The organism is Arthrobacter endolithicus (assembly GCF_026627425.1).
Taxonomy (GTDB): Bacteria; Actinomycetota; Actinomycetes; order Actinomycetales; family Micrococcaceae; genus Arthrobacter_M.
Window position 1 is genome coordinate 15,712 of the sequence record NZ_JAPNLH010000004.1, and the last position, 14,610, is coordinate 30,321.

13 protein-coding genes are annotated in these 14,610 nt (G+C 62.5%); 7 read left to right on the plus strand and 6 right to left on the minus strand.

Annotated features, from left to right (window positions below; genetic code table 11):
* Positions 1 to 38 precede the first annotated feature (38 nt).
* The 3 genes from OS914_RS04620 to OS914_RS04630 are packed head-to-tail and all read left to right on the plus strand — an operon-like array spanning position 39 to position 2,994.
* Positions 39 to 842 (plus strand): (Fe-S)-binding protein, encoded by an 804-nt coding sequence (locus OS914_RS04620; RefSeq protein ID WP_267544900.1) that lies wholly within the window; start codon positions 39 to 41, stop codon positions 840 to 842.
* Complete coding sequence (locus OS914_RS04625) at positions 839 to 2,371, plus strand: LutB/LldF family L-lactate oxidation iron-sulfur protein (RefSeq protein ID WP_267544901.1); 1,533 nt, start codon at positions 839 to 841, stop codon at positions 2,369 to 2,371. The genes OS914_RS04620 and OS914_RS04625 overlap by 4 nt, the downstream gene beginning before the upstream one ends.
* Positions 2,368 to 2,994 carry a LutC/YkgG family protein gene (locus OS914_RS04630; RefSeq protein WP_267544902.1) on the plus strand — a complete coding sequence of 209 codons (627 nt, stop codon included), beginning with the start codon at positions 2,368 to 2,370 and terminating at the stop codon, positions 2,992 to 2,994. Before OS914_RS04625 ends, OS914_RS04630 begins: the two co-directional genes overlap by 4 nt.
* A gap of 36 nt (positions 2,995 to 3,030) precedes the next feature.
* On the opposite strand, the gene fmdA is transcribed toward OS914_RS04630, so the two are convergent.
* The 6 genes from fmdA to OS914_RS04660 all read right to left on the minus strand — a co-directional run bounded on the left by fmdA (position 3,031) and on the right by OS914_RS04660 (position 10,338).
* Positions 3,031 to 4,287: a formamidase gene (gene fmdA, locus OS914_RS04635; RefSeq protein WP_267544903.1), complete on the minus strand. Its 1,257-nt coding sequence runs from the start codon at positions 4,285 to 4,287 to the stop codon at positions 3,031 to 3,033.
* Positions 4,288 to 4,317: 30 nt separating this feature from the next.
* Positions 4,318 to 4,608 carry an FmdB family zinc ribbon protein gene (locus OS914_RS04640; protein ID WP_267544904.1) on the minus strand — a complete coding sequence of 97 codons (291 nt, stop codon included), beginning with the start codon at positions 4,606 to 4,608 and terminating at the stop codon, positions 4,318 to 4,320.
* 30 nt (positions 4,609 to 4,638) lie between these two features.
* On the minus strand, positions 4,639 to 5,274 hold the full coding sequence (locus tag OS914_RS04645) for an AmiS/UreI family transporter (protein WP_267544905.1): 636 nt from the start codon (positions 5,272 to 5,274) through the stop codon (positions 4,639 to 4,641).
* A 207-nt stretch (positions 5,275 to 5,481) separates the two neighbouring features.
* Complete coding sequence (locus OS914_RS04650; RefSeq protein WP_267544906.1) at positions 5,482 to 7,785, minus strand: FdhF/YdeP family oxidoreductase; 2,304 nt, start codon at positions 7,783 to 7,785, stop codon at positions 5,482 to 5,484.
* Between the two features lie 105 nt (positions 7,786 to 7,890).
* A complete protein-coding gene (locus tag OS914_RS04655; protein ID WP_267544907.1) occupies positions 7,891 to 9,561 on the minus strand; it encodes a DUF6297 family protein in 1,671 nt (556 codons plus the stop codon).
* Between the two features lie 27 nt (positions 9,562 to 9,588).
* The gene (locus OS914_RS04660) at positions 9,589 to 10,338 is read right to left on the minus strand and encodes an ABC transporter ATP-binding protein (protein WP_267544908.1); all 750 of its coding nucleotides are present in this window, start codon (positions 10,336 to 10,338) and stop codon (positions 9,589 to 9,591) included.
* Positions 10,339 to 10,566: 228 nt separating this feature from the next.
* Here OS914_RS04660 and OS914_RS04665 point away from each other — a divergent pair, with 228 nt between their 5' ends.
* From OS914_RS04665 to OS914_RS04685, 4 genes are all read left to right on the plus strand, one after another.
* Positions 10,567 to 11,511, plus strand: coding sequence for a ParA family protein (locus OS914_RS04665; RefSeq protein WP_420713864.1), 945 nt, complete (start codon positions 10,567 to 10,569; stop codon positions 11,509 to 11,511).
* Positions 11,495 to 12,304, plus strand: a complete 810-nt coding sequence (locus OS914_RS04670; protein ID WP_267544909.1) for a segregation and condensation protein A — start codon at positions 11,495 to 11,497, stop codon at positions 12,302 to 12,304. The genes OS914_RS04665 and OS914_RS04670 overlap by 17 nt, the downstream gene beginning before the upstream one ends.
* Complete coding sequence (gene scpB / locus OS914_RS04675) at positions 12,291 to 12,992, plus strand: SMC-Scp complex subunit ScpB (protein ID WP_267544910.1); 702 nt, start codon at positions 12,291 to 12,293, stop codon at positions 12,990 to 12,992. The genes OS914_RS04670 and scpB overlap by 14 nt, the downstream gene beginning before the upstream one ends.
* 422 nt (positions 12,993 to 13,414) lie before the next feature.
* Positions 13,415 to 14,605, plus strand: a complete 1,191-nt coding sequence (locus OS914_RS04685) for a pseudouridine synthase (RefSeq protein WP_420713871.1) — start codon at positions 13,415 to 13,417, stop codon at positions 14,603 to 14,605.
* Positions 14,606 to 14,610 lie beyond the last annotated feature (5 nt).

The window sequence follows — 14,610 nt, forward strand, 5'->3', positions numbered from 1 at the left end:
TCATTCCACCGGGTTCGTCAGATCACCGGGAGGACCCCATGAAGATCGCGCTCTTCGCCACCTGCATCGTGGATGCCATGTTTCCGCGCACAGCCAAGGCGACGGTGACCATTCTGGAACGGTTGGGGCACCAGGTCCTCTTCCCGGCCACCCAGGCCTGCTGCGGTCAGATGCACATCAACAGCGGTTACTTCGACGATGCCCTGCCGGTGGTGGCCAATCACGTCGCAGCATTCAGCCAAGGAGATTACGACGTCGCTGTTGCACCGTCTGCTTCCTGCGTAGCCTCGGTGAAGCATCAGCAGCCCATGATTGCCCGGCACTGCGGTGACGCCGACCTCGAAAACCGGGCCAACGCCGTCGGCGCTAAGACCTACGAACTTTCCCAGCTGCTGGTGGACGTCCTGGGCATCACCGATGCGGCGGCCCAGCTGGGCTCATACTTCCCGCACACGGTGACGTACCACCCCAGCTGCCACGGCATGCGTTTGCTCCGCCTGGGTGATCGGCAGCTGGACCTGCTGCGGAGCGTCGGTGGGATCGAATTGCGGGACCTTTCCGGGCCCGATCAGTGTTGCGGTTTTGGGGGCACCTTCGCGATGAAAAACGCGGATGTCTCAAGTGCGATGCTCGAGGACAAGGTCAAGAGTATTGAAGCCTCCGGCGCGGAACTGTGCGTGGGCGGCGATGCCTCCTGCCTGCTGCACATCGGCGGTGGCCTCTCCCGCAAGGACAGCGGCACCGCAACCCTGCACTTTGCCGAGATACTGGCCAGCACGATGGAAGCGCCCGTCTCCGTGTCCGGTGAGGTCGAACTGCTGACCGGACGGGGACGCTCATGAGCCAGATCAGTCTGGGTATGCCAAGGATCGCTAGTTACGGCAGCGGCAACCTGTTCGCAACAGAGTCCTTCCCGCATGCCGCACATCGTGACCTGGATAACGCCCAGTTGCGTGCGAACCTGGGCCACGCCACTGGCACGATCAGGGAGAAACGCCTCAAAGTGGTGGCGGAGCTTCCCGACTGGGAGGAACTGCGCGAAGCCGGCAGCGTGCTCAAACAGCAGGTCATGGCCGATCTGCCACGGCTGCTGGTGCAGCTGGAGGAAAATGTTACTCAGCGCGGCGGCACGGTGCATTGGGCCCGAGATGCACAGGAAGCCAATGAGATCGTCGCCGGTCTTATTCGGGCCGAGGGCGCCACCGAGGTGGTCAAGGTCAAATCCATGGCCACGCAGGAAATCGGTCTTAATGAGTACCTGGAAGAACAGGGAATCGCGGCCTACGAGACGGACCTGGCCGAACTCATCGTCCAGTTGGGCCACGACAAACCCAGTCACATTCTGGTGCCCGCCATCCACAAAAACAGAACTGAGATCCGGGACATCTTCCTGGCTGAAATGGCAGGGGTGGATCCGGAGCTGACCGATGATCCCCGGCAACTGGCGATGGCCGCACGTGCGCATCTGCGCCGAAAATTCCTCAGCACCAAGGTCGCAATCTCCGGTGCCAACTTTGCCATCGCGGATTCCGGAACGCTGGCCGTGGTGGAATCCGAAGGGAATGGCCGGATGTGCCTGACGCTGCCGGAAACGCTGATCACGGTGATGGGCATCGAGAAGCTGCTGCCCACTTTTTTGGACCTCGAGGTATTCATGGCACTGCTGCCGCGTTCCTCCACCGGTGAACGGATGAATCCCTACACGTCGCTGTGGACGGGCGTCACCGAGGGAGACGGGCCGCAAAACTTCCACCTGGTGCTGCTGGATAACGGCCGTACCGCTGCTCTTGCCGACGAAATGGGCCGTTCAGCGCTGCACTGTATTCGCTGTAGTGCATGCATGAACGTCTGCCCGGTCTACGAACGCACCGGCGGTCATGCCTATGGCTCCACCTATCCCGGTCCCATTGGAGCCATCCTTTCCCCGCTGATGACGGGGATCGAGGCCGAGGAAAACAACTCCTTGCCCTACGCCTCCTCGTTGTGCGGGGCGTGCTTTGATGCGTGTCCGGTGAAGATCAATATCCCGGAGATCTTGGTCCATCTGCGCGGGAAGGACGTGGACGCCGAGCATGCCAAACGTAAGCTGCCCAGCCAGATGGACGTCGGAATGGCGGCTGCGAGGGTGGCGTTTTCCTCCGGCCGCAACCTGGCACTGGTGGAGAAGGGACTTCCGCTGGGCAAGCTGATGGCCGGCCCGGATCAAAAAATTAAGCGCCTGCCCGGCATGGCCGGCGGCTGGACGCAGAGCCGGGATATTCCCGCGCCGCCGAAGCAGTCGTTCCGTGCCTGGTGGAAGAAGGAACATGTACCCACGCCCGACACATCGCAGACGCCGGACGCGGCAGCCGAATCGGGCGAAGACGGATGAGCGCGCGGGAAGAAATTCTGGACCGGATCCGCGCGGCACTGTCCGATCAGCCGGCGGTTCCGCCTGTTCCGCGGAATTACCGGCAGACGACCGGGCTGGACGCTCAAGCGCTGGTGGAGCTGCTGGTGGACCGTCTGGTGGATTACAAGGCTAACGTCTTCGTGGAGGAGCCCGACGGCGTCAGCGGCCGGATCGGTGAGCTGCTGGCCGGTGCCGGGCGGTTTGTGATCCCCCCGGGCCTGCCGGTTGGCTGGCTCGCCTTCGACGCAGAACCGGCCCGCGCCGTCGTCGACCATCCGGACCATCCGCTGACAGTCGGGGAGCTGGACGCGATGGACGCGGTATTGACCTGCAGCGCTGTAGCGGTGGCGGAGACCGGCACGATTGTGCTCGACGGCTCCGCCGATCAGGGCCGCCGGGCCATTTCGCTGGTTCCGGACCACCACATATGTGTGGTGCCGGTGAAGAGTATCGTCGGAATTCTGCCGGAGGCCCTCCAACGGCTGGATGGCACCCGGCCGCTGACCCTGATCAGCGGACCCAGCGCGACCAGCGATATTGAACTTGAACGGGTGGAGGGTGTGCACGGGCCGCGGCGGTTGGATGTCATTATTGCGGTGTGACCGGCAGCTGGGTGGCTGCCGGTCACACCGCCAGTGTTACTTGTTGTTCGCCCTCGGCGCCCCGATGCCGGGATCGATCTGGTGCGGACCGGCGGACGAGGGCCGGACATCAAAGTCGAAGATCGATGTCGGAATGTAGACGGTGGAACACGAGTTGGGAATATCGACAACGCCGGAGAGCCGGCCTTCGATCGGTGCGGCACCGAGCATAAGGTAGACCTGCTCCGGGCTGTAGCCGAACTTTGTCAGGTAGTCGATGGCGTGCAGGCAAGCCCGCTGGTACGAGAGGTGTGAGTCCAGATACTTCTGTTCACCATCGAGGGTTACGGAGGTACCAGAGAACGCCAGCCACTGACTGAACTGCGGTTCCACGGTGCCCGGCATGAAGATCGCATTCTCACTCACGCCGTAGGTGTCCATTCCGCCCTTGATGATGTCCACCCGCAGATCGATGAACCCGCCCATCTCGATGGCACCGCAGAACGTGATCTCGCCGTCACCCTGGGAGAAGTGCAGATCCCCGACCGACAGGTTTGCGCCGTCAACAAAGACCGGGTAGAAGATCCGCGAACCCTTGGACAGGTTCTTGATGTCCTGGTTGCCGCCGTTTTCCCGCGGGGGAGCGGTGCGGGCAGCCTCCCCGGCAACCCTGTCAAAGTCCTCGGACGGCAGGCTGCCGAGCACCGCGTGCTGCGCCTCCGGGGGAAGCGCCAGTGGTGGCATCCGGTGCGGATCGGTGGCGATGAGGTCACCCTCGCGTTTGTTCCACTTCGCCAGCAGCGCTGCCGACGGCGCGGTGCCCATCAGACCGGGGTGAATAAGACCGGGGAAGGACACATTGGGTACGTGGCGGGATGTGGCGATCTGGCCATTGAAATCCCAGATCGCCTTATAGGCATCCGGGAACTGGTCCACAAGGAAGCTTCCGCCGTTGTTCTTGGCAAAAATGCCGGTATAGCCCCAGCCCTGGCCGGCCAGCGCCCCGCTGTCCTCCTGCGGAATCGGCCCGACATCAAGGATGTCCACAATCAGCAGATCGCCGGGCTTGGCGCCCTCGACGGCGAACGGCCCGCTGAGTTTATGCACCGTCAGCAACGGTGCATTGAGAATATCCTCGGCGGAGTCATCATTGACAATTGCACCGTCAAACCATTCCCGGCAGTCCACCCGGAATGACTGGCCCGGTTTGACCGTGGCCACCGGCGGAATTTCAGGGTGCCATCTGTTATGGCCGATCTTCTCCTGGTCTTCGAACTTCTTACTGGAATCCAGTGGAAACAGTACTTCGGGCATTTCATCTCCTGTGACTCGTTGCTGCGTACGTTACGGGCGCGGCAGTTTCTGATGCAATGGATTAGATGTAATACGACCAGTGGTACGGGAAGAGGATCCGGGCAGATGCGAATCGATAACCTGCGGCTCGGCAGCGCTGCGTTTGGTGGAGTCAATTAATTTGAATGCTGACGAACCGGTCCTGGACAGATTCGGTGCGCTTATCCGCCGGCGCCCGGGGCTCTTGCAGGTGGGGCAGAGTGCAGAATCCGGCGCATCAGTCATGGGATAGAAGGCGTCAAAGGACGAACAGTTCGGACACCGGAACTCATAAAGCGGCATAGACGCGCCTTTCGCGGTTGTGGGGGAAGCTTAGACGGTCTGCAGAGCTCCTTCCGCTTCGGCAGGTTCCATGTCCTGCGGCGGACGGCGGCCCAGATACAACGCCGCACCGAGGGCAATCATGGAGATGACAGCCAGGGCAGCGGCCAGCCCGGCATTCGTTTCGTATCTGCCGACCAGCAGGAAGAACGCCGGGATTGTCGCCGTCAGATGGCTGATAAAGATGGTGAACCAGCCGGTGGCACGGGCCAGTGAGTCCTTCCCGAGTCCCATCAGGAGGAAGAACATGAACCAGAGCACGGCCCAGACAAACCAAATGACGCCGAAGACCGGATCGTTCACCATGGTGAACTGCAAGGTGCCGATGACGACGGCGCTGGCGGCCACGAAGAGCGAGAACCAGCCCAGGCCCTCTGCGGTTATTCCTGTAAATTGCAGGATTCCGACGTAGAGGTAGGTGAAGCCAAACAAATAGAGGCCGGCGGCCGCGAAAATCGTCGCTAAATCATTATTTGCCTGCAGGATGATGATCGTAGGAAAAATGACCTGCATACCGCCGACAAATAAATTCAGGATACCCGCGGATTTCCCGGGAATACGTCCAATCAGCATTAGGCCATTGATGAAGAGAACGGCCCCTACGTACAGCAAACCGACACTACTCATAACGCTCCAGAGTTCAAAAGATAATGGAACATGACGGCTGTGGAAAATGCCCGTCACGGATATCAAAACAGCACTACGAAGAAATCGTGCGGTGCAAATAAAATTGCGGTAACGGAAATTATCGTTAGCCTAACCCGGCTGCATTTTAATGTCAATGGGTGGTTTCAGCGATTAATGAAAGCGCCCGGTCCCGGCCCGTCAGCTGATTTACTCCGGATTTTCCGCATGCGGCACAAACCGCACGGCCATGGCCTTATACCCGGGAGTGTTTGATTCACGGGCCACAAGCTCCCGGTGCATCAGCGCATTGGCTTCCGGGAAATAAGCGGCCGCGCAGCCCTGCGGCGTCGGGTAGACCACCAGCCGGAATTTATTGGCCCGACGTTCTGCGCCCTGAAAGGTGCTGATGACGTCCACCAGGTCGCGGTCCCGGAATCCCAGTGCTTTGACGTCCGCCTCGTGGACAAGGATGACGCGCCTGCCGTTGGAGATTCCCCGGTAGCGGTCGTCCAGTCCGTAAAAAGTCGTGTTGTACTGGTCATGGCTGCGCAGGGTCTGCAGAATCAGGTGCCCGGACGGTGGCGTAAGGTATTCCAGTTCACTGACCGTGAACCGCGCCCGGCCGATATCCGTGGCAAAGCTGCGCGTATCACGCGGCGGATTCGGCAGGATGAAGCCGTTTTTGGTCCGCAGCCGGCGGTTGAAGTCCTCAAAGCCGGGCAGGACTCTGGAAATGTGGTCACGGATGACGTCGTAATCCGCTGCCATGGCCTTCCAATCGACGCCATGATCGTCGCCAAGGGTGGCACTGGCCATCCGGGCAACGATGACCGGCTCGGCCAGCAAATGGTCGGAGACGGGAGTCAACCTGCCCTGGGTGGAACGGACCACCGACATGGAGTCCTCCACGGAGAGGATCTGACGCCCTCCGGAGTGCTTGTCATCGATATCGGTACGGCCCAGCGTCGGCAGGATCAGGGATGTCATCCCATGCATCACATGCGAGCGGTTGGGCTTGGTGGAAATATGCACGGTGAGCCCGACGCGCTGCATCGCGGCCTCGAGCACCTCCGTGTCCGAGCAGGCCAGCGCGAAGTTGCCGCCCATCGAGACGAAGACATCGACGTCGTCGTTCTCAAACGCCGCCACGGTGTCCACCGAGTCCAGTCCGTGCCGGCGCGGGGATTCAATGCCGAATTCCTCATCCAGCGCCGCAAGCATCCACTCGTGTGGCTTTTCCCACACTCCCATGGTGCGGTCGCCCTGCACATTGGAGTGGCCCCGGACGGGGCAGGCACCCGCTCCTGGTTTCCCGAAGTTCCCCTGCAGCAGCAGGAGGTTAATGATTTCCTTGAGCGTATTCACCGAATGCGGCTGCTGAGTCAGCCCCAGGGCCCAGCAGATGATGGTCGCTTTGGACTCCACCATCATCTTGGCAACGGTGGAAATCTCCAGCCGGGAGAGCCCGGTGGCCTGTTCGGTTTCGGCCCAATCGATGGACTTGCGGGCGGCCCGGTAGGCATCGATTCCATCGGTATTGGCGGCAATGAACTCATGGTCGACGACGGAACCCGGGACCCGCTCCTCCTCTTGAAGGAGTAGGTGGCCGAGGGCTTGGAAGAGCGCCAGATCGGCACCGACCTTGATCTGCAGGAACTCGTCGGCGAGCGGCGTACCGCCGCCGAGCAGCCCCGCTGGGGTTTGCGGATCCTTGAAATTGAACAGCCCGGCCTCCGGCAGTGGATTGACCGCCACGATCCGGCCGCCATTGTCCTTACATTCCTTCAGCGCCGACAACATGCGTGGATGATTGGTCCCGGGATTCTGTCCCACGACGAAAATCAGCTCGGCGCTCTGGATGTCCTGCAGTGACACCGTGCCCTTGCCGATACCAATGGTGGGGTTCAGCGCCGAACCGGACGACTCGTGGCACATGTTGGAACAGTCGGGCAGGTTATTGGTCCCCAGCGAGCGGGCGAACAGTTGATACATGAACGCCGTCTCATTGGCCGTGCGGCCGGAGGTGTAAAAGACGGTGCGCTCCGGGGTGGAGGCGCGGATATGCTCGCCGATCAGCTCGAAGGCCTCACTCCAAGGGATCGGCTGATAGTGCGTCCCACCGGGTCGGATGACCATCGGATAGGTGATTCGTCCCTGGTTGCCCAGCCAGTATTCCGTGCGGCCAGCCAGCTCTTCGATGGAGTGCTGAGCCCAGAAATTCGGGGTGACGGTGCGTAACGTGCTTTCTTCGGCCACCGCCTTGGCTCCATTTTCGCAGAACTCGGCCGTTTTCCGGTGGCCCTGGGATTCCGGCCACGCACAGCCGGGGCAGTCCGTTCCGTCGCGTTGGTTCAGCCGCAGCAGCGCCCTGGCCGTCCGCGATACGCCGGCCTGGGCTATGCCGCGGTCCAGGGCGACACCAACCGCCGTGAGCCCGGCTGCGCTCGTCTTGGGCTTTGTAACGGTCAGTTTGGTTTCGTCGATGTCCTCAACGGGCGCTCCGCGTGTCATTGATCCATCGTAGTGCCGCATTCCGGCCGCCAAAGCGCAGCGCTGCGGTGTCGGGCGCGGTGTCCGGTGAAGCAGGCAGGACCCAGCGGCGTCCGACCCCCAGGGTCAGCGCGTTGGTGCCGCAGCAGGCAGGCCGAAGATGCCGCCGTCGCCCTTCTTTTTCGGCTTGCGTACTTTGGTGCCCCAAGCGTAGGCAATGAGGGTCAGAGCCAGCTGGATGGGGAAGGCCAGCAGCGGTACGACGCCGGAAATCAGGCAAATCAGCACCGGAAGCAACGAGATCAGGGTCAGGTCGGGGCCGATCAGGAAACTGCGGATGGCACCTGTCGGTATTGGACCCATCGCGGTGGCCACTGCGGGCATGTTCCAATCCGGTGTGGGGCGGAAGGCAGCGCGCAAGGTGGCCCCACCCAGGCCGGGCCCGGCGAGCACGGCAAGGATGATCAGCGGCCACGAACCAACACCCAGGACATGCAGCAGGGCAAAACAGATGATCATCCAGAGCGTCATGCCTACCGCCGGGATCACATAGTGCGCCCGCCGCACGGTCTTGGCAGGCAGCGGCATCAGGGCATCCACGCTGGGATTGCCGGCGGCGAAGCGTGCCACGGACCCCAGGCCGGTGACGGCAAAGAGCGCGCAGAAGTACAGCACCACGGCGATCAGCGTGGCGTTGCCCAGGAACTGCACTGAAGCCAGGCTCGCTGGAATAGCGGCCAGGACCAGCACACGCACCAGGGTCCCAGGTTGGCGCAGCTGCATGGTCAGATGAGCGCTGAGCATCGTCAGCACGGACCGCCTGGTCAACGAGCCGCGGTGAAAAACCAGTGGCAGCCTGATCCAGGAATGCCCGCTGCGCGAACCGTTGCTCAGCGAGCGGGACAGCTCGCTGGCGTCCATGGACAGCACCGAGCCGGCCACGTAAGCGCTAGCCACAGCACTTGATTTCAAACTGGCGGAGCCGAGCCGCTCGAGATTGGCGTAGACGACGGCGAGCATGGCCACGGCCAGCGCGGTCACCAGCAGCGGCCAAAGCTGCCCGCCGGCCACCAGCAGGGGCCAGCTGGTGGGCAAATACTGCAGCCAGGACATATCGATGCGGGTCTTTTCGGCGTTATTGATCAGCGCGGTCGCCACCAACGACAACGGTGCTACGACGGTGACGGCGCCGGTCAGTGCGCGCAGCCAACGTTCGCCGCCAACGATCTGCACCCAGCCGGCGATTCCGTAGAGCAGGAGCGCCAGGGCCGCACCGCAGACAGTGGCAAGGGCCACCAAGGCGGGGGAGCTCGCCGCGCCGATACCCAAGGACAAGGGCACGACGACGGCGACGGCGCCGGCCGCCGGCCAGATCATGGACCGGAAGAATCCCGGCTCGATGAAACCTCGCCGGCGCACCGGCAGGCCGAGCCACCAGAAGGTCTGCGGCACTGTCATGGCGATGGGGCCGATGTTCATTTGCACGCTCAGCAGGGCTGCCGCCAGCGTCAGCATCAACGTGGCACTGGCCTGCAGCGGTTCGAGACTGGCAAAGCCGGGGGCCAGAGCGCTGGCGGACCAGGCCGGCTCGGATCCGAGGCCCAATGAGTGCCGCAGCCCGACGATGATGGCCCCGGACATGACAATCAGCACGACGGCGCCGAAAACGTAGGTGTAGATCTCCGAGACGAGCTCCATGATGCCACCCTCGGAACGCGCCAGGCCGACTTTAAAGGTGTAGCGGCGGATTTCCTTCGCACTGAGCGTGTGCCCGTGCGCTGCTGCCGGCTCTGACATGGACGTCGAATAAGACATAGTGGCGGCTCAGCCCGCGTGCGGGTTCTCGAAGGAGATGGCCAGGGCCGCCTGGTCCGGAGTCATTTTCTTCACCACGTCGTCCACAAAAATCGCCCGGGTGGCTACGATGCTCAAGAACGCCGGGTCATGGGTCACCAGCAGCAGTCCCAGTCCGGCGTCGACCTCGCTGCGCAACCGCTCCGCCAGCCGCGACCGCATCCCGGTGTCCAGACGCTGCTCGGGCTCATCCAGAACGAGCAGGCTGCGGGGCCGGACGAAAGCCGCGGCGAGGAGCATCCTCCGTCGCTGTCCGGAGGAAAGGTTGTGCGGCAGTGCGGCACGCTCGCCGGTGAGACCGAAGAATTCCAGCTCCGTGTCGATGAGGTCGTCAACCTCGGTCGAACCGTGGCCGGCGGCCACGATGGCCAGGTGTTCCTCCACTGTCAGCGCAGGAAAGAAGGCGTCGTCATCAAAGACCATGGCAACCTCGCGGCGGAAGTCCAGCCGCCGGTCATCTGCCTCCTGCCCGCGGATATGCGTTTTACCGCTGATCGCTTCCAGCTGGCCGACGACGGTCTTGAGGACCGTCGACTTTCCGGCCCCATTGGGTCCTACCAGAGCGATAGCCTCGGCCTCCCGGAGGGTGAAGGCGATCTCGCCGCAGACAGGTTTTGTGCCGTAGCCGACCCGCAACCTCTCGGCACGGACCAGCTCGGGGCGCACTGCGGTGGCGGGGCCGCCGGGGGCGGGCTTGGCGGGTTTATGCGGTTTACTCATGTCTTTGAAAGTATAGAGGTGCAAGGCCTGGGCAGCTGTGCCGGACGGTCAGGTCGGGGGGGGACGAGGCCAGCGAATCGTCAACTTTCAGCCTCAACTTGAGGGTCAAGGCTCAAAATCCCCGCGCGTCAATGTCCCGAATACGATCGGTGACGGGCGGTAACCTAGGAGGGGCGGACCGGAGACCATCGCCAGGAATTACACGGACGAGAAAGTGTGGACTAATACGTGAGCAACGATCAGGGTTCAACAACTCTGGAAGGCACAGGCCGTACGGGCAGTTCTTCCAGTGGTACGGAACCGGAGCGCACGGACCTGGACCTTGACGACGCCGTAATGGGTCCCACAGGACGTCCGCTGACCGAATTCCCGGAGCCGCCCGTCCTGACCACTCACGGTCCCGCCCGGGTCATTGCGATGGTCAACCAGAAGGGCGGCGTGGGTAAGACTACCTCCACCATTAATCTGGGCGCCGCGCTGGCCGAGGCCGGCCGGCGCGTGCTGCTGGTGGATTTCGACCCACAGGGCGCGCTGAGCGCTGGACTCGGGACGAATCCGCATGAGCTCGACCTCACTGTCTATAACGTTTTGATGGACCGCAAAGTGGATATCCGGGATGCCATCCGGCACACCGGGATTGAGAATATTGACCTGCTCCCGGCCAACATTGACCTTTCCGCCGCCGAGGTGCAACTGGTCAATGAAGTTGCGCGGGAACAGGTGCTCGACCGAGCGCTAAAAAAGGTCGAAAATGATTACGATGTGGTCTTGATCGACTGCCAGCCGTCGCTGGGCCTGCTCACGGTTAATGCCCTTACCGCGGCGCACGGCGTGATCATTCCCCTGATCTGTGAATTCTTTGCCCTGCGTGCGGTGGCTCTGCTGGTGGAGACCATTGAAAAGATCCAGGACAGGATCAATCCCGGGCTGCAGATCGACGGCGTACTCGCGACGATGTACGACGCCCGGACGCTGCACGGTCGGGAGGTCATTTCCCGTCTGGTTGAGGCCTTCGGCGACAACGTCTTCGAAACAGTGATCAAGCGCACCATCAAGTTTGCTGATGCCACTGTCGCAGCGGAGCCCATCACCAGCTACGCCGGAAATCATCAGGGCGCGGACGCCTACCGCCGGCTGGCCAAGGAACTCGTGGCTCGTGGCGGCTCGCCCTAAACCGGCAGAGTCAACGGGTTTTGAAGTCACGCTGGAGAACTTCAGTGGCCCCTTCGACCTGTTGCTGGGCCTGATTTCCAAGCACGAAATGGACATCACCGACGTGGCGCTGGCCCAGGTGACGGACGAGTTCATCGGTTATCTGCGGCGACTGCGCGAGACCGGTGCCGACTGGGCGCTGGATGAGGCCAGCGAATTCGTGGTGCTGGCCGCCACCTTGCTTGATCTCAAGGCGGCGCGGCTGCTGCCCGCCGGTGAGGCCGAAAACGATGATGACATTGCTTTACTGGAGATGCGTGACCTGCTCTTCGCTCGACTCCTTCAATACAAGGCCTTTAAGGAAATCGCTGCCATCATCGGGGACCGGCTGGAGAGCGAGGCAGAACGCTTTCCGCGGCTGACTGGGCTGGAGCCGCAGTTCGCCGCACTGCTTCCCGAACTGCTGTGGCGCCACCCGCCTGAAAAGTTTGCCGCTCTGGCGCGCGCGGCGCTCACGCCCCGTGCTCCGGCGCCAACGGCGGTGGGCTTGACCCATCTGCACGCTCCGACGGTGAATGTGAACGAACAGGCAGAGATCATCACAGCGATGCTGGCCGCCGGCCATGCAATGTCATTTCGCGTACTGACAGCGGATGCGGCGACTACTTTGGTGGTGGTGGCACGGTTCCTGGCTCTGCTGGACATGTTCCGTGACGCCGTAGTGGCCTTCGAACAGGCCGGCCCGCTAAGTGAACTGCAAGTGCACTGGACAGGCCCCTTCGCACGCAAGGAAACGGACAATGGAACTGATTAATGCGTCTATGGAAACCGAGTCGATGGACGCTGTGAACTTGCCAGGTGGTGCCAAGGCGGCACTGGAGGCGGTGCTGATGGTCACAGACGAGCCGGTCAGCGAAGCACAGCTTGCCGCCGTCGTCGGTCTTGGAGTTGATCAGGTGAGCGCACTGCTCGTCGCTCTGCAGCTGGAGTATGACGGCTATACTAGTACGGGCAAGGGTGCCAGCCCGGTCTCCGCAGCACCTGTTTCAACGGCATCTGTTTCAGAAGCATCTGTCCCGCCAGCACCGGTCCCGGCAGCACCGCGGGGATTCGAGCTGCGCAACGTGGCAGGCGGCTGGCGCATTTATTCGCGCAGGGATTTTGCCCACATTGTTTCGCGTTTTGTGATGGACGGCCAAACGGCCAGGCTCACGCAGGCCGCACTGGAGACCTTGGCCGTTATCGCGTACCGGCAGCCGGTATCGCGTGCGCGGGTTTCCGCCATTCGCGGGGTCAACGTGGACTCCGTAGTCCGTTCCCTTGCCCAACGTGGTTTGATCGAGGAATCGGGAACTGATGCCGAGTCGGGCGCGGTGCTGTATCAAACCACAGACTACTTTCTGGAACGGATGGGAATCAGCAGCGCGGAGGACCTTCCGCAGCTCGCTCCACACTTGCCCGGACTGGAAAACCTCCAGGATTTTGAAGATTCATCGTACTGACCAGCTATTCGATTATTGATATCGATTTTTAATGAGGAAACGCAATGACACCGTCGCACCGCTCAGATGATTCCGGACGCGGCCCTTCCGGCCAAGGGCGGGACCAGGACCGGAACCGGCTCCGTACCGGGGGACCGCGCAGCGGTGCCCCCCGGTCAGGCGGCTCCCGGGCGGATCGGTCAGGATCCGATGCACCCCGTTCACAGTCGGCCCGCGGCGGAGAGCGGCGAACCAGCACACCATGGTCCGGAGATCGCGATTCGGCAGCGCCGCGTGCCGATGCGCAGTACTCGCGGGGTCGTGATTCGCGTGCCGATGACCGCTGGTCTGCGCCGCGCGCGGACGATCGCCGCACCGGTGCCCCGCATGTCGACGATCGTCGGTCTGCGCCACGCTCGGATGACCGCTGGTCTGCGCCGCGCGTGGACGATCGCCGCACCGGTGCCCCGCATGTCGACGATCGTCGGTCTGCGCCACGCTCGGATGACCGCTGGTCTGCGCCACGCTCGGATGCGCCGTACTCGCGGGATCGTGATTCGCGCCCGGACGCGCAGCGTGTCGATGATCGCCGCGCGGGCGCACCTCGATCGAATGCACCTTACGCACGCGCTCCCGGCTCCGGGGCACCGCGGATCGGCAACGGAACCGGCGGCCCTTCGAAATTCGGTGCTGCGCGCAAACCCGGAACCCCCGGTTCGGGGAAATCAGCTGCGGCGAAGTCTTCCGGCGCAAAGTCCGGCGGTCCAAAGTCAGGTGCGCCCAGGGGGCCACGTGCTTTCGGCAACGAGCGGTTCGGCGGAAATCTCGGTCCGGTGAAGAACCGTCCCACCGAGCAGAACCGGCGTCGGGAAGACCAGGGCCCGTATGTGGATATGCATGATCCCGAGGGCATCCGGCTGCAGAAGCTGATGGCATCGGCCGGTGTTGCGTCCCGCCGCGTCTGCGAAGACATGATCGAAGCGGGCCGCGTCGAAGTGGACGGTCAGATCATCAACGAAGTAGGGCTGCGGGTTGATCCAAAAAAGGTCGCTATTACCGTGGACGGTATTCGGCTCCAGCTGGACGAATCCCAGGTCTACATGGTGTTCAACAAGCCCAAAGGTGTCGTCTCGACAATGGACGATCCCGAGGGGCGTCCGTGCATTAGTGACTTCCTGAAAAACCGACACGGCAACGAGCGTCTTTTCCACGTCGGACGCCTGGATACGGCTACCGAAGGGCTGCTGCTGCTGACTAACGACGGCGAGCTGGCCAACCGCTTATCGCATCCGAAGTATGAGGTTCCCAAGACGTACATGGCGCAGGTGCGCGGGCCAATGGGCCAGGGCATTGGTGCCCAGATGCGCGAGGGAATCGAGTTGGAGGACGGCATCGCACGGGTGGATTCGTTCCGCCTGGTGGACTCCACCCCAGGTCATATTCTTGTCGAAGTTGTCCTGCATTCCGGCAAGAACCGCATCGTCCGCCGTCTCTTTGACGCAGTTGGATACCCGGTAGAGCGCCTTGTCCGCGTTCAGGTGGGGCCTATCCGCATGAACGATCAGCGCCAGGGCAGCATTAGGGTCCTGGGCCGGCAGGAAGTGGGGCACCTGCTCGCTTCTGTGGGGCTCTAAAAAAC